This is a genomic window from Microbacterium sp. Root322 (assembly GCF_001425645.1).
GTDB classification, from domain to species: domain Bacteria; phylum Actinomycetota; class Actinomycetes; order Actinomycetales; family Microbacteriaceae; genus Microbacterium; species Microbacterium maritypicum.
The window spans coordinates 219675-245883 of the sequence record NZ_LMCS01000003.1 but is presented as its reverse complement, the minus strand read 5'-3'; the positions used below and the strand labels follow the sequence as shown (position 1 = coordinate 245883).

General features: G+C 69.2%; 27 protein-coding genes. 3 read left to right on the top strand and 24 right to left on the bottom strand.

All coding sequences use genetic code 11. From position 1 onward, the window contains the following. Positions 1–187 precede the first annotated feature (187 nt). Positions 188–1084, top strand: coding sequence for an aldose 1-epimerase family protein (locus ASC55_RS13575; RefSeq protein ID WP_055876630.1), 897 nt, complete (start codon positions 188–190; stop codon positions 1082–1084). A gap of 144 nt (positions 1085–1228) precedes the next feature. On the opposite strand, the gene ASC55_RS13570 is transcribed toward ASC55_RS13575, so the two are convergent. The 10 genes from ASC55_RS13570 to ASC55_RS13525 form a co-directional block, all read right to left on the bottom strand. After that, entirely contained in the window at positions 1229–4441 is a 3213-nt protein-coding gene (locus ASC55_RS13570) for an efflux RND transporter permease subunit (protein WP_055876625.1), read from the bottom strand. A gap of 16 nt (positions 4442–4457) precedes the next feature. After that, complete coding sequence (locus ASC55_RS13565) at positions 4458–5045, bottom strand: TetR/AcrR family transcriptional regulator (RefSeq protein WP_017831368.1); 588 nt, start codon at positions 5043–5045, stop codon at positions 4458–4460. A gap of 112 nt (positions 5046–5157) precedes the next feature. Next, positions 5158–6123 carry a DMT family transporter gene (locus ASC55_RS13560; protein WP_055876623.1) on the bottom strand — a complete coding sequence of 322 codons (966 nt, stop codon included), beginning with the start codon at positions 6121–6123 and terminating at the stop codon, positions 5158–5160. Then, positions 6120–7301, bottom strand: a complete 1182-nt coding sequence (locus ASC55_RS13555) for a Gfo/Idh/MocA family protein (RefSeq protein WP_200935183.1) — start codon at positions 7299–7301, stop codon at positions 6120–6122. The genes ASC55_RS13560 and ASC55_RS13555 overlap by 4 nt, the downstream gene beginning before the upstream one ends. A 40-nt stretch (positions 7302–7341) precedes the next feature. Continuing rightward, on the bottom strand, positions 7342–8400 hold the full coding sequence (locus ASC55_RS13550; RefSeq protein ID WP_055869471.1) for a LacI family DNA-binding transcriptional regulator: 1059 nt from the start codon (positions 8398–8400) through the stop codon (positions 7342–7344). Between the two features lie 3 nt (positions 8401–8403). Continuing rightward, positions 8404–9285, bottom strand: a complete 882-nt coding sequence (locus ASC55_RS13545) for a carbohydrate ABC transporter permease (RefSeq protein WP_017831365.1) — start codon at positions 9283–9285, stop codon at positions 8404–8406. Continuing rightward, on the bottom strand, positions 9278–10237 hold the full coding sequence (locus ASC55_RS13540) for a carbohydrate ABC transporter permease (RefSeq protein WP_055869469.1): 960 nt from the start codon (positions 10235–10237) through the stop codon (positions 9278–9280). Before ASC55_RS13540 ends, ASC55_RS13545 begins: the two co-directional genes overlap by 8 nt. A gap of 4 nt (positions 10238–10241) precedes the next feature. Further along, complete coding sequence (locus ASC55_RS13535; protein WP_055876621.1) at positions 10242–11507, bottom strand: ABC transporter substrate-binding protein; 1266 nt, start codon at positions 11505–11507, stop codon at positions 10242–10244. Positions 11508–11612: 105 nt separating this feature from the next. Next, entirely contained in the window at positions 11613–11972 is a 360-nt protein-coding gene (locus tag ASC55_RS13530; protein WP_055876617.1) for a fluoride efflux transporter FluC, read from the bottom strand. After that, complete coding sequence (locus ASC55_RS13525; RefSeq protein ID WP_235563383.1) at positions 11969–12343, bottom strand: fluoride efflux transporter FluC; 375 nt, start codon at positions 12341–12343, stop codon at positions 11969–11971. The genes ASC55_RS13530 and ASC55_RS13525 overlap by 4 nt, the downstream gene beginning before the upstream one ends. Before the next feature lie 87 nt (positions 12344–12430). Here ASC55_RS13525 and ASC55_RS13520 point away from each other — a divergent pair, with 87 nt between their 5' ends. Continuing rightward, positions 12431–13957, top strand: a complete 1527-nt coding sequence (locus tag ASC55_RS13520) for an FAD-dependent oxidoreductase (RefSeq protein ID WP_055876610.1) — start codon at positions 12431–12433, stop codon at positions 13955–13957. Here the strand turns inward: ASC55_RS13520 and ASC55_RS13515 are convergent. From ASC55_RS13515 to ASC55_RS13490, 6 genes are all read right to left on the bottom strand, one after another. Further along, positions 13926–14765: a nitroreductase family protein gene (locus ASC55_RS13515; protein ID WP_055876606.1), complete on the bottom strand. Its 840-nt coding sequence runs from the start codon at positions 14763–14765 to the stop codon at positions 13926–13928. The genes ASC55_RS13520 and ASC55_RS13515 overlap by 32 nt on opposite strands. A gap of 5 nt (positions 14766–14770) precedes the next feature. Further along, on the bottom strand, positions 14771–15142 hold the full coding sequence (locus tag ASC55_RS13510) for a hypothetical protein (RefSeq protein WP_055869455.1): 372 nt from the start codon (positions 15140–15142) through the stop codon (positions 14771–14773). Positions 15143–15284: 142 nt separating this feature from the next. Then, positions 15285–16082, bottom strand: a complete 798-nt coding sequence (locus ASC55_RS13505) for a MerR family transcriptional regulator (RefSeq protein ID WP_055876602.1) — start codon at positions 16080–16082, stop codon at positions 15285–15287. Positions 16083–16223: 141 nt separating this feature from the next. Then, positions 16224–17183: a nucleoside hydrolase gene (locus ASC55_RS13500; RefSeq protein ID WP_055876598.1), complete on the bottom strand. Its 960-nt coding sequence runs from the start codon at positions 17181–17183 to the stop codon at positions 16224–16226. Between the two features lie 21 nt (positions 17184–17204). After that, the gene (locus ASC55_RS13495; RefSeq protein ID WP_055876594.1) at positions 17205–17486 is read right to left on the bottom strand and encodes a hypothetical protein; all 282 of its coding nucleotides are present in this window, start codon (positions 17484–17486) and stop codon (positions 17205–17207) included. A gap of 7 nt (positions 17487–17493) precedes the next feature. Beyond that, the gene (locus ASC55_RS13490; protein WP_055876592.1) at positions 17494–18810 is read right to left on the bottom strand and encodes an MFS transporter; all 1317 of its coding nucleotides are present in this window, start codon (positions 18808–18810) and stop codon (positions 17494–17496) included. Between the two features lie 172 nt (positions 18811–18982). On the opposite strand from ASC55_RS13490, the gene ASC55_RS13485 reads away from it, so the two are divergent. Then, on the top strand, positions 18983–19396 hold the full coding sequence (locus tag ASC55_RS13485; RefSeq protein ID WP_055876587.1) for a hypothetical protein: 414 nt from the start codon (positions 18983–18985) through the stop codon (positions 19394–19396). Between the two features lie 14 nt (positions 19397–19410). Here ASC55_RS13485 and ASC55_RS13480 read toward each other — a convergent pair whose 3' ends face one another. From ASC55_RS13480 to ASC55_RS13445, 8 genes are read right to left on the bottom strand one after another with little or no spacing between them, the layout of a single operon-like run. Next, complete coding sequence (locus ASC55_RS13480; RefSeq protein ID WP_082524361.1) at positions 19411–20397, bottom strand: nucleoside hydrolase; 987 nt, start codon at positions 20395–20397, stop codon at positions 19411–19413. Between the two features lie 22 nt (positions 20398–20419). Next, positions 20420–21097, bottom strand: coding sequence for a substrate-binding domain-containing protein (locus tag ASC55_RS13475; RefSeq protein ID WP_055876583.1), 678 nt, complete (start codon positions 21095–21097; stop codon positions 20420–20422). Next, positions 21094–21732 (bottom strand): class II aldolase/adducin family protein, encoded by a 639-nt coding sequence (locus tag ASC55_RS13470; RefSeq protein ID WP_055876582.1) that lies wholly within the window; start codon positions 21730–21732, stop codon positions 21094–21096. The genes ASC55_RS13475 and ASC55_RS13470 overlap by 4 nt, the downstream gene beginning before the upstream one ends. Next, positions 21729–22955: a 3-oxo-tetronate kinase gene (otnK, locus tag ASC55_RS13465; RefSeq protein ID WP_055876578.1), complete on the bottom strand. Its 1227-nt coding sequence runs from the start codon at positions 22953–22955 to the stop codon at positions 21729–21731. The genes ASC55_RS13470 and otnK overlap by 4 nt, the downstream gene beginning before the upstream one ends. Continuing rightward, the gene (locus tag ASC55_RS13460) at positions 22952–23620 is read right to left on the bottom strand and encodes a hypothetical protein (protein ID WP_055876575.1); all 669 of its coding nucleotides are present in this window, start codon (positions 23618–23620) and stop codon (positions 22952–22954) included. Before ASC55_RS13460 ends, otnK begins: the two co-directional genes overlap by 4 nt. Then, positions 23617–24423, bottom strand: coding sequence for a hydroxypyruvate isomerase family protein (locus tag ASC55_RS13455; RefSeq protein ID WP_055876572.1), 807 nt, complete (start codon positions 24421–24423; stop codon positions 23617–23619). Before ASC55_RS13455 ends, ASC55_RS13460 begins: the two co-directional genes overlap by 4 nt. After that, entirely contained in the window at positions 24420–25409 is a 990-nt protein-coding gene (locus ASC55_RS13450; RefSeq protein WP_055876569.1) for a phosphoglycerate dehydrogenase, read from the bottom strand. The genes ASC55_RS13455 and ASC55_RS13450 overlap by 4 nt, the downstream gene beginning before the upstream one ends. Further along, on the bottom strand, positions 25406–26191 hold the full coding sequence (locus ASC55_RS13445; protein WP_055877868.1) for an NAD-dependent epimerase/dehydratase family protein: 786 nt from the start codon (positions 26189–26191) through the stop codon (positions 25406–25408). Before ASC55_RS13445 ends, ASC55_RS13450 begins: the two co-directional genes overlap by 4 nt. Positions 26192–26209 lie beyond the last annotated feature (18 nt).

The following is a 26209-nucleotide window of genomic DNA, read 5'->3' as shown; positions in this document are numbered from 1 at the left end:
GTCAGCGGCCGGGGCCATTCATGTGATGGTTGATTAGCGTCGAGCGACGCTCACCATCGGCCCCTGGACTCACACTTCACACACATAAAACGTCCGCGCCAACGCGCGGGTGTCCGAAGCCGACCGGTCAAGTGTAGCCGACGCGCCTGAGAGACTGCCGACCCGATGGTGGCCGTACGATGACGAGGTGAGTACCGCTTCCCCCACCGGCGCCCAGATCACCCTCCGACTCGGCGAGGTGGACGCGCAGATCGCTCAGGTCGGCGCATCTCTGCGTTCGCTGCGCATCGGCGGTGTCGACCTCGTGCCGCCGTACCCGTACGACCTGCCCACCCCGGCCTGCTCCGGCGTGGTCCTCACCCCCTGGCCGAACCGGGTGCGAGACGGGGAGTGGGACGACGAGGGCACCACGCGAAGGCTCGCGATCACGGAGCCGAAGCTGCGCAACGCGAGCCACGGCCTGCTGCGATTCACGGCCTACGAGGTGGCGCACACCGACAGCGAAGCCGTGCTGCGGGCGAACATCGTCCCCCAGACCGGGTACCCGTACCTGATCGAGACGACCGCGACGTACGCCCTCACCACCGACGGCATCGAGGTGACGCACACGCTCACCAACCGCTCGAGCACGCCGGCGCCGGTCGCCCTCGGCACGCATCCGTTCGTGACGATCGGCGACGTCGACCCGCACGACCTCGTGCTGCGGGTGCCCGCGGAGACGGCGTTCGAGACCGACGAGCGGATGCTCCCCACCGGCACCCGACCGGTCGGACCCGAGCTGCGCGAAGGTGTGCGCCTGGGGGATGTCACCCTCGACACCGGATTCACAGATCTCGCACGCGACCCCGACGGGCGCGTGCGCCACTCGCTCACCGCGCCGGACGGTCGTCGTGTCACGCTCTGGCAGGGCGAGGGCTTCGACTACGTGCAGGTGTACACGACGCCGGCCTACCCCGGGCAGAATCTCGCGGTCGCGATCGAGCCGATGACCGCGCCCGCCGATGCGTTCAACAGCGGCCTCGGCATCCGTCGCCTCGCCCCCGACGAGACCTGGACCCTGCACTGGGGGATCACGCTGTTCTGAGTCCGGCCGTTTGCGCTGTGGGCGGCTCGTTGCGGGGCCGCAGCAGTGAGCACCTCCTCGACGATCACGTGGAAAGGCCCCGAATCACGCATCTGGATGCGGATCCGGGGCCTTTCTGCGGAGGTGATCACCACCCGAGCGCGGCTACTCCCCGCGCTCGCGCAGTTCGCGGCGGGTGAGCTGCGATGCGTGCGGCAGGCCGGAGGCGTCGATCAGCACCGGCTGCCCCGACGCCGCAGCGGCACCGGACGCATCAGGCCCGACCGGAGCATCCGGCGTCGGGGTCCCGCCGGCACCCGCTCCACCGGCCTTGCGAGCCGCACGCCGCTCCTTGGCGCCCTCGACGAGGTTGTAGAGCGTCGGCAGCACGATCAGCGTCAGCACGGTCGACGAGATCAGACCGCCGATCACGACGATCGCGAGCGGCTGCGAGATGAACCCGCCGTGCCCCGTGATGCCCAGAGCCATCGGGGTCAGGGCGAGGATCGTCGCGAGCGCGGTCATCAGGATCGGCCGCAGACGCTTCTCGCCTCCGGCCTTGACCGCCTCGATGGTCGACAGACCCTTCTCCCGATACTGGTTCACGAGGTCGACGAGCACGATCGCGTTCGTCACCACGATGCCGATGAGCATCAGCACCCCGATCAGCGACGCGACGCCGAGCGGCACGCCCGTGAGGATCTGCAGCAGGATCGCACCCGTCGCCGCGAACGGCACCGACACGAGCAGCAGCAGCGGCTGACGCAACGACTTGAACGTCGCGACCATGACCACGTAGACGATCAGGATCGCCGCGAGCATGGCGAGGCCCAGCTGCGAGAACGAGTCGGCCTGCTGCGAGGCGACACCGCCGACCTCGGCGGAGGCTCCGTCGGGCAGGTCGACTGCCGCGAGCGCCTCGTTCACCGACTGCGTGGCGGTGGCGAGGTTGTCGGATGCCGGAGGCACGGTGATCGTCGCCGTCCGACGGCCCTGCTCGGTGGTGATCGAGGTGGGTCCGTTCTGCTGCTCGACGGTGGCGATGTCCTGCAGCTGCACGATGCCGGCGGGGGTCGGGATCGCGAGCGTCCTGAGCGCCTCGACCGTGGTCGGCGGGTTCGGGGTGACGATGTAGACCGTGAGGGCGGTGTCGTCGATCTCGACGGATCCCGCCTGCTGCGGGCGCATGGTGCCCGACACGATGCCTCCGACGGCGACCTCGGAGAGTCCGCGCTGTGCGGCGGCCTCCCGGTTGACCACGACGGCGATGTACGGCAGCGACGCGGCGAGGTTGTCGCTCACCTGGCCGACGCCGTCGCGCCCGTCGAGCTCTTCGACCAGCGTGGTCGTCGCGGTCTGGAGGTCGTCGGAGTTCGAGGCGCTGACCGTGATCTCGATGTCGCTCGATCCGAAGCCGGCCGATGCCGAGACGGCCACGTCGCCCACGTCGTCGCCGAGTCCGTCGATCGCATCCTGCACGTCGGCGCGGAGCTTCTCCTGGTCGGCATCCGAGTCGGTCAGCACCGAGTAGGTGACACCCGCACCGCCGGAGAAGGCATCGCTGAGCGCCGAGCCGCTGGTGCCGATCGAGGCCTGCACATGCTCGATGCCGTCGATGTCGAGGAGGGCATCCTCGACCGCGACCGCGGCATCCGACTTCGCCTGCAGGCTCGCCGACGGGCCGAGGTCCTGCGTGATGGTCATGGTGTTCTGACCGGAGTCGCCGAGGAAGTTGACCTTCATCAGCGGCGCAGCGGCCAGGGTGGCACCGAGCACGACGACCGCGAGGATCACGGTGATGCCGGAGTGCTTCAGCGTCCAGCCCAGGATCGGGCGGTACTGCCGCTGCAGCCAGGTCGGCGGGGCGTCGGGGTGCTCGGGGTCGATCGCGTCGCCGTGCTCGTCGAGCAGCGGCTTGCCGGGCTTGAGGAACCAGTATGCGAGGACCGGCACGATCGTGAGTGCGACCAGGAGCGACGCGACCATCGCGATCGTCACGGTCATCGCGAACGGACGGAACAGCTCGCCGACCATGTCGCCGACGAAGACGATCGGCAGGAACACCGCGACCGTCGTGATGGTGGATGCGGTGATCGCCATGGCGACCTCGCGCACCGCGAGACGGATCGCATCGCCCTTGTCGGCATCGCCGACGTAGTGGCGTTTGATGTTCTCGATCACGACGATGGAGTCGTCGACCACTCGACCGATCGCGATCGTGAGCGCGCCGAGCGTGAGCACGTTCAGCGAGTAGCCGAACGCCTGCAACCCGATGAACGTGATGAGCACGCTGGTCGGGATCGAGATCGCGGTGACGAGCGTCGACCGGACCGACAGCAGGAACACGAGGATCACGAGCACAGCGAAGACCAGGCCGAGAAGACCCTCGGTGGCGAGCGTCTCGATCGACTGCACGATGAACGGCGCCTGGTCGAAGATCACCGTGAACTGGGCGTCGGGGAAGGCCTCGCCGATCGTGTCGAGCGCGGCGATCACGCCGTTGGACACCTCGACCGTGTTCGCCGCGGGGAGTTTGGTGATCGAGATCGAGAGCGCGTCCTTGCCGTCCACGCGCGAGATGGAGGTGACGGGGTCGGACTCCTGCACGACCGACGCCACATCGCCGATCGTGGCATCTGTGCCGACCAGCGGAAGCGCGGCGATCTCCTCGACCGAGGTGATCTTCGCCCCGGTCTGGACGGTGAGCGTCTGCCCGTTCTCGGTGATATCACCGCCGGGGAAGAGCGTGCCGTTCTGCTTCAGGGCATCGCTGATCGCCGTGGTGCTCGTGCCGACGGCGGCGAGCTGCGCGACGTCGGGGGTGATGCTGATGCGCTGCCCGACCCCGCCGACGATCTCTGCGGCGTTGACGCCGTCGACGTCTTCGAGTTCGGGGATCGCGACGGACTCGAGCTCGGCCTGGGCGTTCTCGGCATCCTCGAAACCCGTGACGGCGACCTGGATCACCGGGAAGTCGTCGATCGAGACCGAGAGCACCTGGGGGCTCACGTCCTCCGGCAGCTGCGAGGAGATGCGGTTGATCGCCTGCTGGATCTTCTGCTCGGCCGTGGCGAGGTTCGTGCCGTAGGCGAACATCGCCTGCACGATCGACGCGTTGGTGGTGCTGGTCGCCGTGGTCGATTCCAGACCGGGCACGCCCTGGATCGCCGCTTCGACCGGCGTGGACACGTCGTTCTCCACCACCTCGGGCGATGCGCCGGGGTAGGTCGTCATGACCACGAGCGCCGGCAGCTCGAGCGAGGGGATGAGCTCCTGCTTGAGGTTCGTGAGCGCGAGCCCGCCGAACACCGCCGCGACGATGGTGATGAGGGCGATGAGCGCGCGGTTCTTCAGGCTCAGGATGGCGAGTTTCGACAAGGCGGTTTCCTCGGTGTCAGGGGGTGGCTGTCGCTGCGGAAGGGGTGGAGACGGCGTCTCCGAGGATCCGCGCCAGTGCGGACTCGATGAAGGACTGGGCGAGGCGATCGTCGCGGATCTGCATGCTCCACATGACGCCGTCGATGAAGATCATCGCCGCTCTGGCGCGTTCTTCGCCGTAGGTCGGCGCGAGCAGTTCGACGAGGCGGTTCGACAGGTGTCGCGCGAGTTCACGAAGGCGAGGGTCGTGCACGGCTGCCGTGACCACGGCGCGGTCGGCCTGGACGGCGTGGTGGTCGTCCATGCTCTCGAAAACGAGAGCGGCGATCACCTCGGGGCTGTCGCCGCGCTCGGCGAGGGTCTGCCGGACACCGTCGAGACGCGCGTCGACCTCTTCGGCGAGCGCACGGAAGGCTGCGGCCCTGAGGTCGTCGAGGGTGTCGAAGTACTGGGTCGTCGCCCCGAGGGGCACCCCGGCGCGCGCGGCGACCATGCGGTGCGTTACGGCCTCTGCGCCCACCTCGACGATGAGCTCTGCGGCAGCGGTGACGATCTCGAGACGGCGCGCTTCAGGGTCACGTCGACGACGCGCACCATGCTTCATCCCGCCCCCTTGGACATCCGTACATGTACGTTTGTACATTTTCGGATTGTGAGGATGCTGGGAGAAAGCGGGCGCGCTCGCGACGGCGACCGCTGCGGGGCCCGAGACCCGGTCAGTTCGGCCGACTCTCCGCATCCGTGCGTACCCGGCGGAACCTCATCCGGATGACGACGAACAGTCCCGCGAGGGTGAGCGCGACGCCGAAGATCTGGATCGCCCCCGGCGGAGCGGCGAGACCGAGCAACACCGATGCGATGCCCACCAGTGGCGGCACCGCAAGCCCGAGCAGGGCGACGTATGAAGGGCCGGCGGTGAGGATGATGCGATGCTGCACGAGATACGCGGGAACGTAGATGCCGAGTCCGAGCACGGCCAGCACGGCGATGCTGACCGGCTCGATCATTCCACCGAGTCCCACCTCGATGACGGCCCACACCAGCAGGGGCACGCTCCCGAGGGCGAACACTGGGAGGATGCGCGCAGTGATCGCGCCGGCGCGGTCCCGGTTCACGTGCGCGAAGAGCAGCCCGTAGACCGACATCGACACCATCGCGCCGAGGGCGGCAAGGATACCCCCGACGACGTCCGCCTCCGCTGCGCCGTCGATCCTAGGGACGATGTACAGCAGGGCGCCGGTGACCGCGACGATGGTCGCCGCGAGCACGAGCGGATGCACACGGGCGCGCGCAAGAGCGCTCTCGAGCAGCAGCACGACTACGGGCGAGAGCGACAGGACGAGGCTCGGGATCGCCGGGCCCGCGAGAGCGATCGCGAGGGTCGAGAGCATCGTGTAGCCGGCGACACCCGTGACGGCGAGGGCGGCGAGTTCCCCACCGGAGTAACGCGGAGCCGTCGCCGGCGAAGGCGGACGCGCCAGAGTCGCCACCGCCACGAGGCCGAGCACGGCGAACCCAGTGCGACCCGCCGACACCACGGCGACCCCTGCCCCCTGCAAGGCGACCCCTGCGATCACCCAGGTCGCGGCGAGCAGCACCACGAGCGCCACCGATTCGAGTGCGAGCCGCACGCGATCGGTGCTCGACGAGACCGACCGCATGGCGACCCGCGCTGCGCTCATACCAGAGCGGCCTCGACCTGCCCCCGCTCGAAGTAGGCGACGAGCTCGGGATCCAGCGGCGGGATCTCGATCGCCGAGCCGTCACCTCGCAACGACGCGGTGGCGAGGATGCCCGCGGCCACCGCCTCGCGCGCGGCGACGGGAGAGGTCTCGGTCAGACCCCCGTGGCGGACGAACCGCAGGAACTCCGCGACGAGCAGCGCGTCGGCGCCGTCGTGACCCGCATCCGGCACCTCGGGGACGATGAAGGTCTCGTCGGCGTCGGCCGCGCCGGCATGCCGCCGATTCCACAGCTTGACCTCACTGCCGGCCACATCGCCGAAGTTCTCGATGCGCCCCTCGGTGCCGATCACGGTGTAGTTGCGCCAGTAGTCGGGGGTGAAGTGGCACTGCTGGTACGACGCGAAGATGCCGCCCTCCAGCTGCATGTTCACCATCGAGATGTCTTCGACGTCGACCACGGGGTGGAGCCCCGTGAGCGCGGTGGGCGGCCAGTTGTCCATGCTGAACCAGTCCGGCATCCGCTCCCCCGCCCTGTCGCGGCGGTCGGTGATGTCACCGTAGACGCTCAGCGCCCCCATCGCGGAGACCCGCTCGCTGTAGGCGCCGGCGAGCCAGTGGATGATGTCGATGTCGTGCGCACCCTTCTGCAACAGCAGTCCGGTGGTGCGGCGGCGGTCGGCGTGCCAGTCCTTGAAGTAGAAGTCGCCGCCGTGGCCGACGAAGTGCCGCACCCACACGGCCTTGACCTGGCCGATGCGGCCGCTCTGGATCAGCCCGCGCATGAGGGTGATGACGGGCATGTGCCGCATGTTGTGGCCGATGTAGAGACCAGTGCCGGTGCGGCGTGCGGTCTCGAGCATCGCATCGGCGTCGGCGAGGTCGATCGCGAGGGGCTTTTCGCAGAACACCGGCACTCCGGCTTCGAGGGCACGGATGCTGAGGGCTGCGTGCGTGTCGTCGGGTGTGAGCACCATGACGGCGTCGACGCCCGAGGCCAGCAGCTCGTCGAGCGAGTCGGTGATGAGGGCGTCCGGCACGAGGGCGCGAGCGTCCTCGCGAGCGCGCGGGGCGAGGTCGCACACGGCGCTGATGCGTGACCCCTGCCCCGGACGATGCACCTCTTCCTGGAGGGTCGAGCGCGCGCCGAAGCCGATGATGCCGATCTGGAGATCCACGATGGTCCTTCTGTGTGATGAGTCTGTGCGGATGCCGAGGTCAACGGGCCCGCGGTGCGGGGGCGTCGAGGTCGGTCGATCCGCCGGGGAAGAGCGTCCACGCGAAGTCGTGCAGACGCCCGGGTGCGGAGTCGCTCTCGAGGGCACGGTCGACGATGATGCGCGCCTGCCTCTCGTAGAAGTCGGTCGGACCGACGGTCGTGAGCGTGGGCGCGATCAGGCGGGCGTCGGGGGTGTTGCCGACACCCACCACTGCGACGTCGTGCGGCACCCGGAGCCCGAGCATGTGCGCGGCGTTGATCGCGGCGATCGCGGCGAAGTCGGTCGTGGCGTAGACCGCGTGCGGCCGGTTCTCGCCCGACAGCAGCTCGACCGCGGCGGTGAAGGCGCTCGCCTGGGTGTCGGCGTACGTCACCGTCCAGGCAGGGTCAGGCTCGATGCCGGCAGAGGCCAGCTTCTGGAGGTACGGCGTGTAGCGGGTGACCTGCTCACCGGCGAGGCGCACTGCTCCCTCTGCGGCGATGCATCCGATCGCGGTGTGCCTCTCCAGCAGGTGATCCATCGCGATCTCGCACCCAGGGATCGCGTCGGAGCGGATCACGTCGAAGCCGTCCGGCTCGAGATGCTCCGAGAACACCACGAGGCGCTGTCCGCGACGCACGAGGTCGGCGAGGTTCTGCCGCGCCTGGTCGTCGAGTCCCACGCCGTCGAGGTAGGCCACGTCGCTCTCGACCCGGTCGAGCGCGGCGTGCCAATCGCCGTCGGCGAGGATCAGCGTGGTGAGCCCGTGCCTGTTGGCCTCGGCGTTCACCGCGTCGGCCACGGCCAGCGACCACGGGTCGCTGAGCATGTGCAGCGACAGCTGCACCATGCCGCTGCGTCCGGTGCGGATCGCCCGCGCCGCGCTGTTCGGCCGGTAGTTCAGCTCGTCGGCGGCCGCCAGCACACGTGCGGCCGTGGCCTCGGCCACACCGGCGCCAGATGCGGCACCCGCCCGTCCGGAGAACACGTACGACACGGTCGCTGTCGACACGCCGGCCCGTTCGGCGACCATGCGCAGGGTCGGGCGCCGGGGCGCCTGGTGCTCGCTCTTCGCCATGTCTCAGCCCTTCGATCCGCTGAAGGCGATGCCCTGGATGAACTGCCGCTGCAGGACCATGAAGGTCACGAGCATCGGCAGGGTCGCCAGCAGCGCGCCCGCCATCAGCACCGGGTAGTCGGTGCCGTGGATGCCGACCAGCTGCGAGAGCCCGACCGACAGCGGCATCTTCGCGGGGTCGGTCGTCACGATCAACGGCCAGAGCAGATCGTTCCAGGACCACAGCACGGTGAACACCACAAGTGCGATGATGCCAGGCTTCGCCAGCGGAACCATGATCCGCCAGAAGGTCTGCCACGGATTGGCTCCGTCGATGCGGGCGGCCTCCTCGAGCTCGGCGGGCATCGACAGGAAGAACTGCCGCATCAGGAAGGTGCCGAAAGCACTGAAGATGCCGGGCACGATGAGCGCCTGCAGGGTGTTGAGCCAGCCGAGTGCCTGGATGATCTCGTACTGCGGCAGCAGGTAGAGCTGCGAGGGCACCATCAGCACCGAAAGGAACACCACGAACAGCGCGTTGCGTCCGGGGAAGGGGATGCGCGCGAACGCGTAGCCCGCCATGGTGCACAGCACCACCTGGCCGACCGTGCGCCCCACGGTGAGCCACACCGAGTTCAGGAACATCTGCCCGAAGGGCATCGAGTCGAACACCTCGGCGAAGTTGGTGAACACCCATTCGCGCGGCAGGAACGACGGCGGCACCTGCACCGAGTCGGACAGCGTCTTGAACGAGGTCAGCAGCTGCCAGACAAAGGGGAAGACCATCAGAACCGCGCCGAGGATGAGCACGAGGTGCACGATCCAGATGCCGCGGTTCTTCGGCGTCCCGGAGCGGCCGGCGGAGGCGCCGACCACGGCGCGCGTGTCGAGCGAGACGTCACTCATAGTGCACCCACTTCTTCTGCAGACGGAACTGCACGATCGTGAGGATCAGGATGATCACGAGCAGCAGGAAGGCGACGGCGGCCGCATAGCCGCGGTCGTTGTCGAGGAAGCCCGCCTCGTAGAAGAGGTAGACGACCGTGCGGGTGTTCGGCATGGCGGGGTTGCTGCGTCCGAGCATCATGTAGATGAGGTCGAACACCTGCAGCGCCCCGATCACGCTGATCACGCTGACGAAGAAGATCGACGGCGACAGCAGCGGGATCGTGATGGAGAAGAACTTGCGCACGGGGCCCGCGCCGTCGAGGTCGGCAGCCTCCATGATCGTGTCGGGGATGCCCTGGAGACCGGCGAGGAAGATGACGATGTTGGTCCCGAGTCCCGCCCAGATGCCGACGACGGCGATCGCGACCAACGCGGTGTTCGGGTCGGTGAGCCAGCTGCGCCCCTCGATGCCGACCGCGCCGAGCGCGGCGTTGAGCACCCCGTAGTCGCCGTTGTAGATCATGCGCCAGACCAGCGCGATGGCGGCCGGCATGGTGACGACCGGGATGAAGTACAGCGTGCGGTAGGCGCTGCGACCCTTGAGCCCCGCCGTGTTCAGCAGAGCGGCGATCCCGACCGCGAGCGGGATGCCGATGAGGGCGATGATCGTGTAGATCGCGGTGTTGCGAAGGGCTCCGATGAGCTCGGGGTCCTGGAACAGGCGCGTGTAGTTCTCGATGCCCACCCACTCGGATCCGCCGAACGGGCCCGACTTCGTGAACGAGATGATGAGCGTGCGGACGGTCGGCCAGAGATAGAACACGGTGATGCCCAGTGCGGTCGGCCCGAGGAAGACCAGCGCCCACCAGGGCGAGGCTCCCGGGCTCCGCCGGCGGCGGCGGATGCCGGAGCCCTGCGGCTGCGGCATCCGCTGCGCCGTCTCGACCGCACGAGGTGCGATGACGGTCATGCGGTCACTCCTGCTCGGCGTCCAGTGCCGCCTGCATCTGGTCGGCGAGGTCCTGGAGGCCCTCCTTCGGGGTCACCGCTCCCGACCACACCTGCGAGAGCACCTCGCTCTCGATGCTCGTCCAGGCGGAGGTGTTCTTCGACACCGGGTACGGCACGGCGTTGTCGAGGGCGTCGATGTAGACCTGCAGGTCGTACTGCGGCAGGGCGTCGACCCATGCCTGCTGCATTCCCGTGAATGCGGGGATCACGGTGCCGGTCTCGGCCTGGATCTTCGCGGCCTGCTCTCCGGAGGCGAACTCCGCGAACGCCTTGGCCTCGGCCAGGTGCGCGCTCTTCGCATTCGCGACGTTGCCGACGCCGTGGATCACGCTCTGGTTGCCCTCGACCCCCGCCGGGAGCGGGGCGACGTCGACGATGTCGCCGATGTCGGCGTTGTCGGCGTAGGCGATCGCCGCCCACGACCCGTTCTGGAACATGGCGACCTTGCCGGAGAGGAAGAAGTCCTCGGGGTTGGTATCGGTCATCTGCTCCGCCGTGGGCGAGGACCCGGCGGCGATCAGATCGGTCCACAGCTCGATGCCCGCGAGCGCCTCCGGCGAGGCGTATCCGCTCTTCGTTCCGTCGGCCGAGATCACCTCACCACCGGCCTGCGCGATGGAGTTGTAGAAGTTCTCCTGGCCGTACTGGCTGGCCGCCACTCCGAACTGGCCCTTCGCGGGATCGGTGAGCTTCGCGGCAGCGGCGGTGAAGTCGTCCCACGTCCAGTCCGCCGACGGGTACTCGACGCCGGCGGCGTCGAACAGCGCCTTGTTGTACCAGAGGGCGACGGTGTCGAAGTCCCTCGGGGCGCCGTAGAGCTTGCCGTCGTAGGTGTAGAGGTCGATCAGGCCCTGCGGGTAGTCGGCGGCGTCGATCCCCCCGTCATCGAGCGGGGCGAGCTGACCGTTCGAGGCGTAGAGCGGGAAGTTCGGGCCGTTCATCCAGAAGACGTCCGCCGCCGAGCCGCCGGTCGCGGCCGTCTGCAGCTTGGTGAAGTACTCCTTGTACGGCGTGACCTGGACGTCGACCGTGACGTTCGGGTTCTCCTTCGTGAACGCCGCGGCGATGTCCTCCATCGCCGGCTTCTGGTTCTCGTCCCAGATGGCGTAGCTGAGGGTCACGTCGCCGTCGGAGCCGCCGCCCGTCGAGGCGGAGCAGGAGCTCAGGGCGAGGACGGCGACCGCTGATGCGGCGAGTGCGCCGAGAGCGCGGCTGGTCGTACGGGGCATCGGTGTCTCCTTCGACAGGTGCACGAGTGCGGGGGTGTTAATCGTTTAGCGTTAATCGATTAGCAAGGAGGATAACGCGACGGAACCGCCCGTCGCAACCCCGAATCAGAAGAGGGAGCCGAGAGCCAGGCCGAGGCCGGCCGCGAGCACGCCGAGCAGCAGCATCCCGATGGCATTGAACGCGGATGCCCGGCGTTCGCCGTCACGCCACAGAGCGACCGTGTCGAGCATCGCCGTGCTGAACGTCGTGTAGCCGCCGAGCAGCCCCGCCCCGAGGAGGAAGGCGGCATCCGGCAGCGCGGCGGTGACGAGCCCGAGCGCGAACGATCCCGAGATGTTCACCAGCAGGATGCCCCAGGGGAAGCGGCGTCCGGCCAGACGAGCGACCCCGAGGTCGACGAGATAGCGCAGCACCGCGCCGATCCCTCCGGCGAGCGCGGCACCGAGGAACAGCAGCGGACTCACGATGTCCTCCCGGTGCGGGGGCGACCGAGATGCAGCCCCAGTGCCGCCGCACCGAGACCGAGCACGAGGGTGCCCACGGCGTAGACGATGGCGAGGATCGGCGCGCTCGTCCACAGGTCGAGCGTGCCCGTCATGAAGGCGCTGTACGTCGTGAAGCCTCCGAGCACGCCGGTTCCGAGCATCAGCCGCAGGTCGGCCGATGCCGGAAGACGCGCGGCCAGCACGCCGATCAGCAGCGCCCCGACCACGTTCGCGATGAGCACCGCGACGGGGAATGCCCCGGTGTCCGGGAGCACGAGCCCCAGGCCGAGCCGCGCCGCCGTACCCATCGTGCCGCCGGCGGCGACGAGGAGGATGCGGCGGAAGTTCACGTCCGCCACTGTAGTCCCCGACTGGCAGTGCGCCGTTCGGATGTCAAGGCGGTGGATACCGGATCGCGAACAGCGTTGACTGACGACATGAATCCCCTGTGGAAGCTCGACCGGACACTGCCCGCCGGATCGCCCTTCGAGCCCGGAGCCCTGCACGACGTCGTGATCGTGGGCGCCGGGATCACCGGCCTCTCGACGGCGGTGATGCTCACCAGGGCCGGCCTCGATGTCGCGGTGATCGACGCGGGCGGCATCGCCCAGCTCGCGACGGGCGCGAACACGGGAAAGCTCTCCCTCTTGCAGGGCGCACAGCTCGCGACCATCCGACGGCACCACCCGGCAGCGCTCGTCCGCGCGTACGTCGACGCCAACCGCTCGGGGATGGAGTGGCTGCTCGCGTTCGCGGAACTCGCGGGAGTCCCCTTCACGCGCCACACCGATCACTCGTACACCCAGGGGCCCGCCGGGATCGACACCGTCGACGAGCAGCATTCCGCCGCACGCGAGGCGGGCGTGCCGGCGAGGCTGCTGCCGTCCACCGCGCTCCCCGCGACGCCGTTCCCCGTGGCCGCCGCCGTGGCGCTCGACGATCAGGTCGCGATCGACCCCGTGGCCGTGTCGGTGGCCCTCGCCCAGGAGCTGCTCACCGCGGGCGGCACGCTCCACACCGGCGTCAGAGCGACGAGGACCAGGGCGCTGACCGGACGTGTCGACACCACGCAGGGCCCGCTCTTCGCCGACCACATCGTGCTCGCGACGGGCACCCCGATCACCGATCGCGGCCTGTACTTCGCCAAGACGCGGGGGCTCCGGTCCTATTGCGTGTCCTTCCGGGTGCCGGACGACCTCCCCGAGGGGATGTTCCTCTCCGTCGACGGACCGACGCGCTCCATCCGCCCGGTCACCGCAGCGGACGGCCCCGGCGGCGACGCGCGGCTCGTCGTGGGCGGCAACGGCCACCCGGTCGGTCGCTCGGACGGCGAGGCGGCAGCGGTGGAGGATCTCATCGCCTGGACGCAGCTGCACTTCCCCGGCGCCGAGGAGACCCATCGGTGGTCGGCGCAGGACTACGAGTCGCACGACCTCATCCCGTTCGTGGGGGCGATGCCCCGCGGCCTCGGTCGCATCCGCTTCGCGACGGGCTACGCCAAGTGGGGGCTCTCGAACGCTCCCGCCGCCGCGCAACGACTGACCTCCGAGATCCTCGGCACGCCCCGACGCGACCGCCCGAGCTGGATCACGACGATCGGCACGCGCCTGACGGTCCCCGCCGACATCCGTCGTGGGGCCGTGGAGGGCGGCAAGGTCGCCACGGCACTCGTCTCCGGTTGGGCGGATGCCGAAAGTCGCAGCACCCCCGTCCCCCAGCCCACCGAGGGCGAGGGTGTGGTGGCGAATCGGGCCGGGCGCCCGATCGCGGTCTCCACCGTGGACGGTGTGACCCGCGCCGTGAGCGGCGTGTGCCCGCACCTGGGCGGGGTGCTCGCCTGGAACGACGCGGAGTGCTCCTGGGACTGCCCGCTGCACGCCTCCCGCTTCGCTCCGGACGGCACGCGTCTGGAGGGTCCGGCGCTGCGGGACCTCACCCCGCTGTCGCCGACGGACCCGGAGTGATGTCGCCGGCGGGAGGGGCACCGTCCCACCCCTGCTGCGGCGTGTCGCCGTTCTCTCGGAACACGTACTGCGACACGAGCTTGCGCTGACTGCTCGACCAGTCGATCGCCGGCCGGCGCTGCTCCGGAGGCAGGTAGCCCAGCCGATAGACGGCCATGAGCTCGAGGTCGTCCGGCACCCGCAGCAGCTGGACGATCTCCTCCCAGCGCCCCGGAACCTCCATCGGGAACGAGATGAACTGGATGCCCATGCCGAGCTCGACCGTGGTGAGCCAGACGTTCTCCATCGCCGCGCCCATGCTGAACACCGAGTAGAACGAGGAGAGCTGTCCCGGCCGGTACTCGCTGCGGTCGAGCATCACGCCCAGCAGCAGCGGTGATCCCGCGACGAGCTTCCGGTTCTCGGCGCCGAGGGTCTTCGGCACCCCGAAGGTGTTCATCAGCGTCTGCCCGCGCTTGGTGAACACCTGACTCGTGAACGGCCGAAGAGCGGCGGGCAGCTTGTCGAACAGCATGCCGCTGCGCTTCTCCTCCATCTCGGCCTGGCTGAAGCGGAAGTAGGGCTTGTAGCGCTCGAAGAACGTGCCGTTCGACATCGCCTCGGTCATGCTCTCCCCCGAGATGCGGGCGATCTGCTCGATCGTGTCGCGACTCTCGATCACGACGAACCGCCAGGGCTGACTGTTCAGCTGCGAGGGGGCACGCCCTGCGGCCTCCAGGAGGATGCGCTGGTGATCCTCGGAGACGGGGTCGGGCAGGAAAGCGCCGTTCGTGGTCTTGCGGCGTCGGATGGCATCGAGCAGTTCCATACGTTTCACTTCCGGTCGGCGGCGGATCGCGAGAGCACCAGCCCCGCGACGATGAAGGGAGCAGCGGCGAGCGCGACCAGCGGGTGCCGTCGGGTGTGAGTGCCGAGGTAGGGGATCGCCGCGAGGGGCACGGCCGCGGGCAGCAACGCGAGAGCGGCACGGCGCCCGGCGGTGCGGGGACCCCGCGACCAGCCCGCCACGAGGGCGGACACAGAGGTCGCGCACGTCGCGATGTACAGCGCGTGGTGCAGCCAGCGGAAGCGACGGGTGTCGATCAGGCGCAGGGCGACGGATGCTCCGAGCGCGACGTTCACGGCGTAGGCCGTGGCCGCAGCGATGAACAGTCCCGTCGATCCTGGGTCGTCGCGCCGTCTCATGGCATGACCCTACGCCCGGACCCGGGCCACGACCTCCCCCTTGCACCCGGGTGAGGCGGTCCGGTACGCGCTGTGCCCGGACGGAGAAGCCCCCTCGTGCGCGAGATCGCACACGAGGGGGCTTCTGCCGTCGAGCCCGGAGCTACAGGTTGCCGTCCGCGTAGACCCGAAGCGCGTCGCGGACGAACTCGGCGCCGTGCGTGCCTCCGGATGATGTCGCGTAGTTCGCACCGAAGCGCGGGTCCGCGACGTACATCTCGCCGAGCCCGATCACGTACGCCTTGACGTCACCGCCGGAGGCGGCGGCAGGTGTACCCGGGATGCCCGTGAGCCACTCGACGTGACGCCGAGCGACCTCCTGGGCCGCGGGGGACGCCGGATCGATGCCGCTCTCCGCCGCGGCGATCCAGTCGCGCCCGAGGTCGGACACGCGCTGCTGCCAGTCGGTGCGCTCGGCGTCGGTCATCCCCCGCCACCAGCTGTCGCCGTCGGCGTACGCCTTCTCGCCCCAGCGCTCCTCGACCTCCTGCTTGTAGCGGGTGTGATCGAAGCCGTCGAACATGTTCTCTGCCATGAGGTTCTCACCTCCTCTCAATGCCGTGATGGTGGATTCGACCGACGCGATCTGCCGCGCCAGCCGGGTCTGCTCTTCGCGCAACAGCGTGAGATGGGTCTCGAGTGCCGTCGCCTCGCTGCCGGCGCCCTCGCCGACCGATGCCGCGCCGAGCACCTCCGCGATCTGCGGCAGTCCGAGTCCGAGCTCGCGCAGCAGCAGGATGCGCTGCAGACGCACGAGCGCCTGTCCGTCGTAGTGCCGGTAGCCGTTGTGGGCGATGCGCGACGGCGGCAGCAGACCGATGTCGTCGTAGTGCCGCAGCGTGCGGCTGGTGGTGCCGGCGAGGCGGGCGATCTCCTGGATCGACCAGTCCTCCTTCTCCATCGCTCCTCCTTCCTTCGTGCCCTGCGTGGTGTTGTCTTGAACTCTAGAAGTTGACGTTGCGTCAAGGTCAACTCGCTCCTGAAAACGACGAACGGCCTCACCCCTATCTGAGGGTGAGGCCGTTCGTCGGCGAGGCGCGAATCAGTCGGTGGTTGTTCCGAACGCGGTGAGCGAAGCCGTCAGCGCGTCGGCGACCGCCTGAGCATCGATGTCGAACAGCACGTCGACGTTCGGCACACCCTGCCAGCGATCGATCATCTGCACGACGGTCTGTCCGCGGGTGTGCGTGCCGTTCAGCTCGACATCCACACGGAGGTTGCGCACCGTGAACCAGTCGGGGTTGAGGGCATAGGCGACGCAGGGCACGTCGTTGAGGTGCATGCCCTCGGTCTTCCACTCGGGCATCTCGTCGGGGTCATCCTGACGATCCGGGTATCCGATCATCTCGCACAGCGCCAGGCCCATCGGCGAGCGCGACTCCCAGAGCGTGCGGACGTGGTCCGGCGTGAGGGCGAAGCTCCGGGAGACGTCCAGTCCCACCTGCGTGAGGGGCGCGCCGGACTGGATGACGATCTCCGCGGCTTCGGGATCGTTGAAGATGTTCGCACTCGCGACGGGGGTCACGTTGCCCCACGTGAGCGCCGCCCCACCCATGTAGATGATGCGGCGCACCGAGCGCGCGAACTCCGGCTCCAGCTTGATGGCCAGAGCGACATTGGTGAGTGGCGCGAGCGCCATGATCGTCACATCGCCCGGCGCCGACATGACCGTGTCGATCATCCGACGCACGGCGTCGGGCTCGACCTCTGCATGAGGATCCGGATCCGGGTACTCCCAGAAGCCCACCCCGCCGGGTCGGTGGATGTGCTCCGCGAAGTGCGGCTCGCCCACCAGCGGTCGGCTCGCGCCCTTCCAGATGGGCAGGTCGGAACGGCCGGCCACGGCGGCGATCTTGCGGGCGTTCGCCGTGGCGGTGTCGACATCCACGTTGCCGAAGACCGTCGTCAGCGCTTCGATGTGGAAGGCATCCGAGGAGAGCGCCCAGAACAGCGCCCCCGCGTCGTCGATCCCGGGGTCGGTGTCAATGATCAGTCGTTCCATACTCATACTTTCTGTCATGTCCTAGCGGCGAGCGCGCCGGTCGGACTCTTCACTGAGCGCGGTTGCGTTCGCCGTCTTCGCCCGCGCGGCGCGCGCGACGACGAACAGGTACCAGCAGTTGATCGCGATCAACGTGATGTTGAGTGCGACCATGGGCGCGCTGCCGAGCATCAGGTTGTACGCCATGAGCAGCGACGAGGCTCCGAGGTTCAACCAGCGCAGGCGCGAGATCGTCGGCTGCAGGATCGAGATGATCAGGAGAGCACTGCCGGCCCAGCCGACGATCTCGCGCCAGAGATCCATCAGGAGGTCACTTGCCCACGAAGAGGCCGTTGCGCCGCTTCGCGAGGATGTAGAGCACCACGCTGATCGCGCACAGGGTCGCGATGTAGATCGGGAAGACCCACATCATCCCCTGGCTCTGCAGCCAGAGCAGCAGGTACGAGGCGGTGCCGCCGAAGATGGCGACGCCGAGGCCGTACCCGAGACCGAGTCCGGTGCCGCGGATGTGCTGCGGCAGCAGGGAGTTGGAGACGACGACGAAGATCGTCATGTTGAGAAGCAGCACGATCGCACCGCCGAACATCACCCCGGCGAGCGTTCCGATCCCGGGCTGCGAGTACAGCAGCGCCAGGAAGATCGTCGGGATGGCCGCGATGCGCGCGATGACGAACCACCGGGACATCGGGAACCGATCGAGGATTCGGCTCAGCGCGAAGGCTCCGACGGTCAGGAAGACGCCCATTCCGGTGGTGATGGCGAACACGGCGGTCGGGTCTTCGCCGAACGTTCCGTTCGCCAGGTTCGGCAGGCCCGCGATCCACGTGTAGTTGTATGCCTGGATCGCGCCCACGATGAAGACGGTGGCGAGCACGCTCAGCCAGTACTTGCGCACGTCGCGCCACACCGAGTTGTCCTTGGTGGGGATCGCGCCGACCGTGCGGATCGCCGCCGTGTCGAGCGTCTCAGGGAGCGTGCGACGCAGCCACAGCACGATCAGACCGAACAGCCCGCCCACGATGAACGGGATGCGCCAGCCGTATGCGGCGAGAGCTTCGGGGCCCAGCAGCAGGCTGATGAAGAAGATCGAGAGCGGCGCGAGCAGGTTGCCCAGGTTGTTGAAGAACGCGAAGAAGCCGGCGACATAGCCGGGGCGGTTGGGCACCAGCTCGAGCGCGTACGCCGTGCCGAGCGGCGCTTCGACACCGGCGGAGAGTCCCTGCAGGAGGCGCGCGGCGACGACGATGATCGGCGCGATGGCCCCGATGCTCTGGTAGTCGGGGAGCACGCCGATGATGAAGCTGCCCAGCGCGACAGCGCCGACGGCGAAGATCATGATCTTCCTGCGCCCGAAGCGGTCGGCGACGAAGCCGAAGACGACGCCGCCGAGCGGACGTGCGACGAATCCGACGGCGAAGACGGCGAGCGCGTTCAACGTCGATGCGAGTGGACTGTCGGAGGGGAAGAACGCCGCGCCGAGATAGACCGACAGCAATCCGAAGATCGCCCAGTCGTACCACTCGAGCGCATGTCCCCAGCTCAACGCCCGGAGGTTTCGGCGCTCGGATCGGCTCGCTTTGCTCGTCAGCTGCTGCGGTGCGGCGGCCACTACTTCTTCAGTGCTCATGGAGCTCCTTTGCTCTGCCCCCGAGAGGGAGGTGATCGACCCTAATATGCGGATATCTCCTGGTCATGAGGCACTTCCTGCCAGTCGGCGAGGAGTGCTCATCTTCGGGAAGCAGATCCGAACACGACTATAGTATAGCAGGAATCCCGTCTGTGACAGAAAGAAGTGCATCGTGAACTCCTCGCTCGACGACGACGACAGACGGCTCCTCGACGCCGCATCGGAACTGATCATCCGCGCGCACGACACGAACCTCCACCGCGTCGCCGCCGCCGCCCGCGGGGCCTCCGGAGCGATCTACCTCGGCCTCAGCCTGCGCACCCCTCGGGAGAGCGTCTGCGCGGAGAGCACAGCCCTCGCCAACGCCCGGATCGGAGGGGAGCAGGAGGTGGAGGCCATCGTCTCCGTCGGTCTGCGCGACGACGGTACGGCGGTCATCCTCAACCCGTGCGGCGTCTGCCGCGAGGTCGTACCCGCGATCGCACCGGGCATCCGCACACTCGTCGACGACGGCGGCCACCCGGTGTGGGTGACCGCCGTCGATCTGCTGCCGATGCCGTGGGTTCGCGCGCGAACCTACGACTGAGCCGCCCGCGTGACTCAGCGCCAGGGCAGCGGACGCCGCAGCACCTCGCCGATGCGCTCCAGCACGCCGTCGAAGTCCATGTCGAAGATCACGCGGTGGATCGGTCGTGTCTCGTCCTTCACCGGATGCACTCCCGCGAGGAAGCGGTCGCCGGTCTCCTCGTCGAGGAAGGTCTCCAGCGGGCGCATGACCGCACCGGTCACCAGCTCGGGATGCAGAAGGCTCGCGACGGCCATGCTGTCGTTGATCCCCATGACCCGACGCCCCTCCGGCTGCGGGTAGGAGCGCGAGTAGAAGCCGGCGTAGTCCCGACTGATCTCGGTGATCAGCTGCGCCGGGGCGAACCCCGTCGTGGAGGCGATCTCGAGGAAGAAGTCCTCGGGGACGAGGGCCTGGCGGGTGACATACGGCCCGCACCACGTGACGTCGCCCTGATGCCGGGCCACCATGCGCGCGGCATCGATGTCGAACGACACGTTGGGATCGCGCGAGACGCGGAATCGCCGATCCTCCCACGGTGCGGTGTCGTGATACAGGGCCGGACCGAGCGTGCCGACGATGGTGGTCGAGCGGAGTCGCGTCAGAAGCTCGGGTTCCGCCTCGAGCGCCACGGCGAGGTTCGTCTGCGGGCCGAGGGCGAGATAGTCGATCTCCCCCTCGTACCGATCCACCAGATCGAGCAGGATCGGGACCCCGCGCGGCTCCGCCGGCACGGAACGGGCAGGGCGCAGGCCCGTGTTGCCGAAGCCGTCCTCGCCGTGGATGCCCGGGTTCATGCGCAGCTCCTGCACGATCGGCACGTCGGCACCGCGGTACACCGGCACATCGGTGCGCCCGCAGGTGTCCAGCACGTACCGCGCATTGTCTGCGGCGCGCTCCCCCGTCGTGTTGCCGAAGACGCTGATCACCGCCAGGATCTCCACCTCGGGGTCGGCGGCCAACAGCATCAGGGCCAATGCATCGTCCACACCGGTGTCGGTGTCGACCACAACTCTTCTCATCAGTGCTCTCCTCGTACGGGGATCAGGGGCGCGACAGTCCGAACGCGGCGAACGCGTCCTGTGCCGACTTCTCGGTCAAGAGGGTGACGAATCGCGCCGCATCGTCCCCGGCTCCAGGCCGAGCGCCGACAGCGAACCGTCCGTAGGACTGCAACTCGTGGGGTATCGGCTCGACGACCTGCGCACCGGGCACCGAGCGCAGCTCGCTGACCTGCTGGATCGCGACATCGGCACGACCGTCCAGCAGAGCTTCGGCCGTGAGCCCGCTCGCGCACCGCACGGCGCGCTCATCGATGCGCTCGAGAAGTCCGCGTTCGCGGAGCACCTGCATGAAGTGCACACCGCTCGCCCCGCTGAGCGTGTAGGCGACGGCGCGGGCGGCGAGCAGATAGTCGAGGAACGCCGATGCCGAGTCGTCGACCGGCGCCGGAGCGCCGTCGAGCCGCGCGAAGCCCACGGATGAGACCGCGATCTCTGCGACATGCGAGGGATCCACCAGGCCACGAACCGCGAGATCGGTGACAGAAGACGAGACCCCGAGCACCAGGTCAGGCCGCGCGCCCGCGGAGATGCGCTCCAGCAGCACGGTGGTGGGTTCGAACGTCGCCTCGACACGTGTGCCGGTCTCGCGCTCGAACGCGGGGATGACGTGCTCGACGAGGGGGTTCTTGACGACGAGGCCGCTGTACAGGGTGATCACGAGGGGTTCCTTCCGGAAGGCGTGGCGAACGAGTGCAGCTGCGCCGAGGTGAGGGGCGATGTGGCGAGGCCACGCGTGAGGAAGAACAGCTGCGCGGTGTGCTCGAGCTCCTCCAGGGCGTCGACGGCGGTGTCAAGATCCACCCCCGCGACGACGGGGCCGTGGTTGCGCAGGAGCAGGGCGTGGGTGACGCGCGCGGCATCCTCCACAGCACCGGTCGCAGCCGGGTCGCCCGGCGCGTAGTAGGGGAGCATCCGCAGTGTTCCCACGCGCATGCCGTAGTACGCGGTCAGGGGCGGGATCGGGTTCTCGGCATCGACGTCGGACAGGCACGACACCGCGGCCGCGTGGACCGAGTGCGTGTGCACGACCGCATTCGCATCCGGCCGCACGCGCAGCATCGCGACGTGGAGGAACGCCTCCTTCGTCGGCTGCGGACCGTCGAGGTGCGCGCCGTCGAGGGCGACCACCGACAGCTGGTCCGCGTCCACGTCGGCGAGACTCACGCCCGTCGGTGTGACCAGCACGCGTTCCCCGTCGCGCACGGCGAGGTTCCCGGTGCGGCCGTGCGTGAGGCCGCGGCGGTGGATCGAGTGGGCGACGCGCACGATCGCGCGGCGGGCGTCGGCGCTCATGCCGTGCGGCCCTGTCGCGCGACCTCGACGAAGAGGTCCTCCTCGCCGAAGTTCCCGGATTTGAGGACCAGGTGCACGTCACGCGCCTCGTCGTGGATCCACGGCGCGCCCGGCGCGACCTCCTCCCCCACCACCGCGACGGTCGTGCCGAGGGCGCGGATGACCTCGCCGGAGGTCTCGCCCCCGGCGATGAGCATGCGCTTCACGCCACGATCGGACAGCTGGGATGCGATGAGGCCCGCCGTCCGTTCGTACAGTTCCCCGGCGCCCGGCACGTCATGACGGCGCTGCGCTGCGGGGCTGGACGAGTAGATGAGCGCGGCGGCGTCGGAAGGCTGCCGGTCCCACCACTCCACAGCGCGTGCGGCGAGCAGCTCTGCGGTGTCACCGGGCTCGGCCACGACGCGGTGGGAAGGGTTCCCCGACCCGACGAAGCGGTCGATCTGCTCGAGCGTGCGCCGGGAACAGCTGCCCGCGATGATCGCGGTACGACCCGAGGGGGGCGCCGGCGCCGTCGTACCGCCCGCGGTCTGCCGCAGAGCGATCGCTCCGACGAGTCCGGCCGATCCCGCGACGAGCGGCTCGCCGTCGAGGGCATCGGCGAGGACGGCGAGGTCGGCATCCGTGATGGCATCGGCCACGAGGTGACGGGTCCCCTCGGCGCGTGCCCCTCCCAGGGCCTCGCGCACGGCGTCGGCACCGCGCTGCACGACCTCGAGCGGCAGGAGCCCGACCGGTGCCGTGCACTGCGCCGCGAGCAGCCGCGGCACCGAGGAATCGCGCATGGGGGTCACCGGATGCTCGCGCATATGGGTCTCGGCCAGCAGCACGTCGCCGACGAAGAGGTGACCGCGATAGACGGTGCGCCCGTGCAGGGGCGCGGCCGGCGTCGTCACCACCAGGTCGGCCTGAAGGGCATCGGCGATCGCCTCGGTGATCGGACCGATGTTGCCCTCGTCCGTGGAATCGAACGTCGAGCAGTACTTGACGTAGATGAGATCTGCTCCGTGCCGTCGCAGGACCGCGAGCGCGGCGAGGCTCTGCGCGACGGCCTCGTCGACGGGAAGAGACCGCGTCTTCAGGCCGATGACGATGCCGTCGGCCGGGACAGCGGGCTCGTCGATCTCGGTGTCGAGCGCGAGGAGGGTGCGCAGTCCCGCGCGGCGCAGCGCCGCGGCGACATCCGTCGCTCCGGTCACGTCGTCGGCGATGACGCCGATCATCGGCGTTCCTCCTGGAGCACCGTGGTCAATCGTCGCGCGGCCGCGGCGGGCCCGTCCAGGACCGTGACGCCGAGTCGGTCGGCGAGTGCCGAGGCGGCACCCGCGAGCGAGTACTGGGCGAGCACCACCAGATCGAAGGGCTCATCGACGTCGGATATGGCTGCGGCCAGCGTCTCGACGAGCTCAGGGGCGACGAGGGGGGCGGCTGCTGCGGGGATCACGACCGGGTGCACGTGCGCAGCCGATCCGGCTTCCACGAACGCCTGCGCCAGACGCGCTGCGCTGTCGCTCGCAGCCGAGGGCAGCGAGGCGACGAGCAGAACCCGCTCGGGGTCGGCGGCGACGGCTTCGGCGAAGAGGGGGCCGTCCGCCGAGAGGACGGTGTGTCCGCCGGCGTCGCTCTCGCGCCGGTCGGCGCGCTCCCCGAACTGCGAGCAGGTGAGCAGCACGCCGTCCGCTCCCCCGGCGAGGGCGAGCTCGATCAGGCCGTCCATGCGCGCAGCCAGCGGCGCGGTGATGCCGCCCTCGGTCTGCGCGTCGGCGAGCAGACGGTCATCGAGCAGGTTCCACACGGTCGCTGCGGGAAGCGCGGCGGTGATGGCGGCGGTCGCCGGAGCGATCGCCAGCGGCGTCGCGCTGATGAGCGCGATCCTCGGTTCGGTCACCGGAGGGTCCTCTCGATCCAGGAAAGTCCTTCGCGGGTGCCCGCGACGGGGGCGTACTCGCAGCCGATCCACCCGGGGTATCCGCTCTGCGCGATCTGGGCGAGCACGCGCTCGTAGGCGATCTCGCCCGTTCCGGGTTCGCCGCGACCGGGGTTGTCGGCGATCTGCACATGCACGACCGTCGGCTGGAGCTGCTCGAACCGCTCGATGACGTTCCCGCGGTCGACCTGCGCGTGGTAGACGTCGAACAGCACGCCCACGACGTCGGGATCCACGGCCTGCGCCACCGCCGCAGCGGTCTCCATCGACGCGAGGCCGTAGCCGGGCTGATCACGCTTGTTGATCGCTTCCAACGCGATCCGCACCCCGGTGCCACGCGCCTGCGCGGCCGCCCAGGAGATGTTGGACACATACGTCGCGAAGGCCGCGTCGGCGTCGGCGTCGGACGGCGCGATCCCGGCCATGGCGTGCACCACGCCGGCCCCGAGGACAGCCGCGTACTCCAGAGCCCGCAGCACCCCGTCGCGGAACTCCTGCTCCGCGCCGGGGACGTACGCCGCACCGGATGCCGTGGCCGACCCTGCGGCTCCGGCCGGCGTGTTGATGAGGATCTGCGTCAGGCCGGCGTCGTCCAGCAGACGACGCACCTCCGCGGGGGCGAGCTCATACGGCGACGCGAACTCCACCGCGGTGAAGCCCGCCTCGGCTGCCGCGTCGAACCGCTCGGCGAAGGGGACCTCGGTGAACAACCACTTGAGGTTGGCGGCGAGGCGCACCGGCCCCGACGACGTCTCGACGATCATGCGGTCACCGCGTCGTAGTCGGGGTTCACCACGAACTCGGGTGCCTGGCCGCCGAGAACCGCGATCACGTTGCGCGCAGCCATCCGACCCGACTCGCCACGTGCCTCACGTGTCGCGCCCGCGACGTGCGTCGTGGCGAGGATGCCGGGGGTGTGCAGGAGCGGGCTCGATGCTCCCAGCGGCTCGTCCGCGAAGACGTCGAGAGCGGCGGCGCCGATGCGCCCGTCGCGCACGGCGTCGACCAGCGCATCCTCCTCGATGATGCCCCCGCGCGCCGTGTTGATCAGCACCGCGTCGGGCTTCATCATGGCCAGGCGCGAGGCGTCGATGAGGTGCCGGGTGGACTCGTCGAGGAAGAGGTGCAGTGTGACGAAGTCGGCCTCCCGCAGCAGTTCGTCGAGCTCGAGGCGACGGATGCCGTTGGCCTCGGCGAAGCTCTCGTCGAAGTACGGATCGTACGCGACGACGTGCATGCCGAAGCCCGCCGCGATCGTCGCGACCGCCTTGCCGATCGAGCCCAGCCCGAGGATCCCGAGAGTCGCGCCCCGCAGCTCCCGCCCTGTGAGCTGCTGCCACGTCCCTGCGGCGAGGTTGCTCACGTTCTCGGGGATGCGCCGGGCGCACGCCAGCGCCAGGGCGAAGACGTGCTCGGCGACGGCCTGCCGGTTGGCGCCAGGGGTGACGCACACAGGCACCCGGCGCGCGGTCGCCGCGCTCACATCGACGCTGTCGTAGCCGACGCCCGTGCGCACGACAAGCCGCAGCTCGGGGGCCTGCGCGAACTCGTCATCGCCCAGAGGGCGGGTGCCGGCGATGATCGCCCGGACTCCGGCGAGCGCCCGTGCGCGATCCTCGGCGTCCAGGCGCTCCAGCTCGGGCTCGTGCCGAGTCGTGAGTCCGGCGCCGCGCAGCATCCGGTCGACCTCGTCGCCGGGCTCGAGGAATGCGGTGGTGATCAGCACGTCGTGGGAATCGGTCGATGTCACCAGATCCCTCCTTCATAGTCGGGGGCGGCGAAGGCGCCGCCGTGCAGGGTGGGTGCAGGGGCATCGAGGTCGACGCCGTCGGCGTGATCGGCGGCGTCATCGCGGGGCACGTAGCCGATCGCCGCCCACCCCGCGTCGCCGTTCCACCAGCGCCCGGTGTTGGCAGAGCAGCCGTAGACGACCTGACAGCCCGACGGGGCGCTCTCGATCGCGCAGCGGAAGAGTTCGATGCCGTCGCGCCAGCTGAGCCAGAGCGCGAGCTGACGCCTGTCATCGGGCTCCGGGCGGAAGGTGCCGATGCGTACGAGCACCGACTCGATCCCCCACTTGTCGTGGTACAGGCTGGCGATGGCCTCGCCGAACGCCTTCGAGACCCCGTAGAAGGTGTCAGGACGAAGCGGTGCGCTCTCGTCCAGGACCTCGCTCGCCGGGTGGAAACCGACGACGTGGTTGGAGCTGGCGTAGACGACGCGGCGAACGCCGGCCCGTCGCGCCGCTTCGTAGACGTGGTACGTGCCGTCGATGTTCACGCGGCGGATGTCGTCGTACGGCGCTTCGTCGGCGATGCCGCCGAGGTGCACGATGACGTCCACGCCCTCGGCCGCTGCCGTGAGAGCGTCGAGGTCGCCGAGGTCGCCGATCACGATCTGCTCGCCGGGGAAGAGCGACTCGTCGGCGTCGGCACGCGCGAACAGCACGACGCGGTCGTATCGGGCGGCGAGACCCTCGCGGATCACCCGCCCCATGCGCCCTGTTCCGCCGGTGTACAGCACTGTCGTCATCATCGTCCTCTCTTGCGC

Excerpts from the sequence above, each read along its gene's own strand:
- ASC55_RS13565 (WP_017831368.1), bottom strand. The coding sequence starts at position 5,045 with ATGAAGCATGGTGCGCGTCGTCGACGTGACCCTGAAGCGCGCCGTCTC.
- ASC55_RS13560 (WP_055876623.1), bottom strand. The coding sequence starts at position 6,123 with ATGAGCGCAGCGCGGGTCGCCATGCGGTCGGTCTCGTCGAGCACCGAT.
- ASC55_RS13550 (WP_055869471.1), bottom strand. The coding sequence starts at position 8,400 with ATGGCGAAGAGCGAGCACCAGGCGCCCCGGCGCCCGACCCTGCGCATG.
- ASC55_RS13545 (WP_017831365.1), bottom strand. The coding sequence starts at position 9,285 with ATGAGTGACGTCTCGCTCGACACGCGCGCCGTGGTCGGCGCCTCCGCC.
- ASC55_RS13540 (WP_055869469.1), bottom strand. The coding sequence starts at position 10,237 with ATGACCGTCATCGCACCTCGTGCGGTCGAGACGGCGCAGCGGATGCCG.
- ASC55_RS13535 (WP_055876621.1), bottom strand. The coding sequence starts at position 11,507 with ATGCCCCGTACGACCAGCCGCGCTCTCGGCGCACTCGCCGCATCAGCG.
- ASC55_RS13520 (WP_055876610.1), top strand. The coding sequence starts at position 12,431 with ATGAATCCCCTGTGGAAGCTCGACCGGACACTGCCCGCCGGATCGCCC.
- ASC55_RS13515 (WP_055876606.1), bottom strand. The coding sequence starts at position 14,765 with ATGGAACTGCTCGATGCCATCCGACGCCGCAAGACCACGAACGGCGCT.
- ASC55_RS13510 (WP_055869455.1), bottom strand. The coding sequence starts at position 15,142 with ATGAGACGGCGCGACGACCCAGGATCGACGGGACTGTTCATCGCTGCG.
- ASC55_RS13505 (WP_055876602.1), bottom strand. The coding sequence starts at position 16,082 with ATGGAGAAGGAGGACTGGTCGATCCAGGAGATCGCCCGCCTCGCCGGC.
- ASC55_RS13500 (WP_055876598.1), bottom strand. The coding sequence starts at position 17,183 with ATGGAACGACTGATCATTGACACCGACCCCGGGATCGACGACGCGGGG.
- ASC55_RS13495 (WP_055876594.1), bottom strand. The coding sequence starts at position 17,486 with ATGGATCTCTGGCGCGAGATCGTCGGCTGGGCCGGCAGTGCTCTCCTG.
- ASC55_RS13490 (WP_055876592.1), bottom strand. The coding sequence starts at position 18,810 with ATGAGCACTGAAGAAGTAGTGGCCGCCGCACCGCAGCAGCTGACGAGC.
- ASC55_RS13480 (WP_082524361.1), bottom strand. The coding sequence starts at position 20,397 with ATGAGAAGAGTTGTGGTCGACACCGACACCGGTGTGGACGATGCATTG.
- ASC55_RS13470 (WP_055876582.1), bottom strand. The coding sequence starts at position 21,732 with ATGAGCGCCGACGCCCGCCGCGCGATCGTGCGCGTCGCCCACTCGATC.
- otnK (WP_055876578.1), bottom strand. The coding sequence starts at position 22,955 with ATGATCGGCGTCATCGCCGACGACGTGACCGGAGCGACGGATGTCGCC.
- ASC55_RS13455 (WP_055876572.1), bottom strand. The coding sequence starts at position 24,423 with ATGATCGTCGAGACGTCGTCGGGGCCGGTGCGCCTCGCCGCCAACCTC.
- ASC55_RS13445 (WP_055877868.1), bottom strand. The coding sequence starts at position 26,191 with ATGACGACAGTGCTGTACACCGGCGGAACAGGGCGCATGGGGCGGGTG.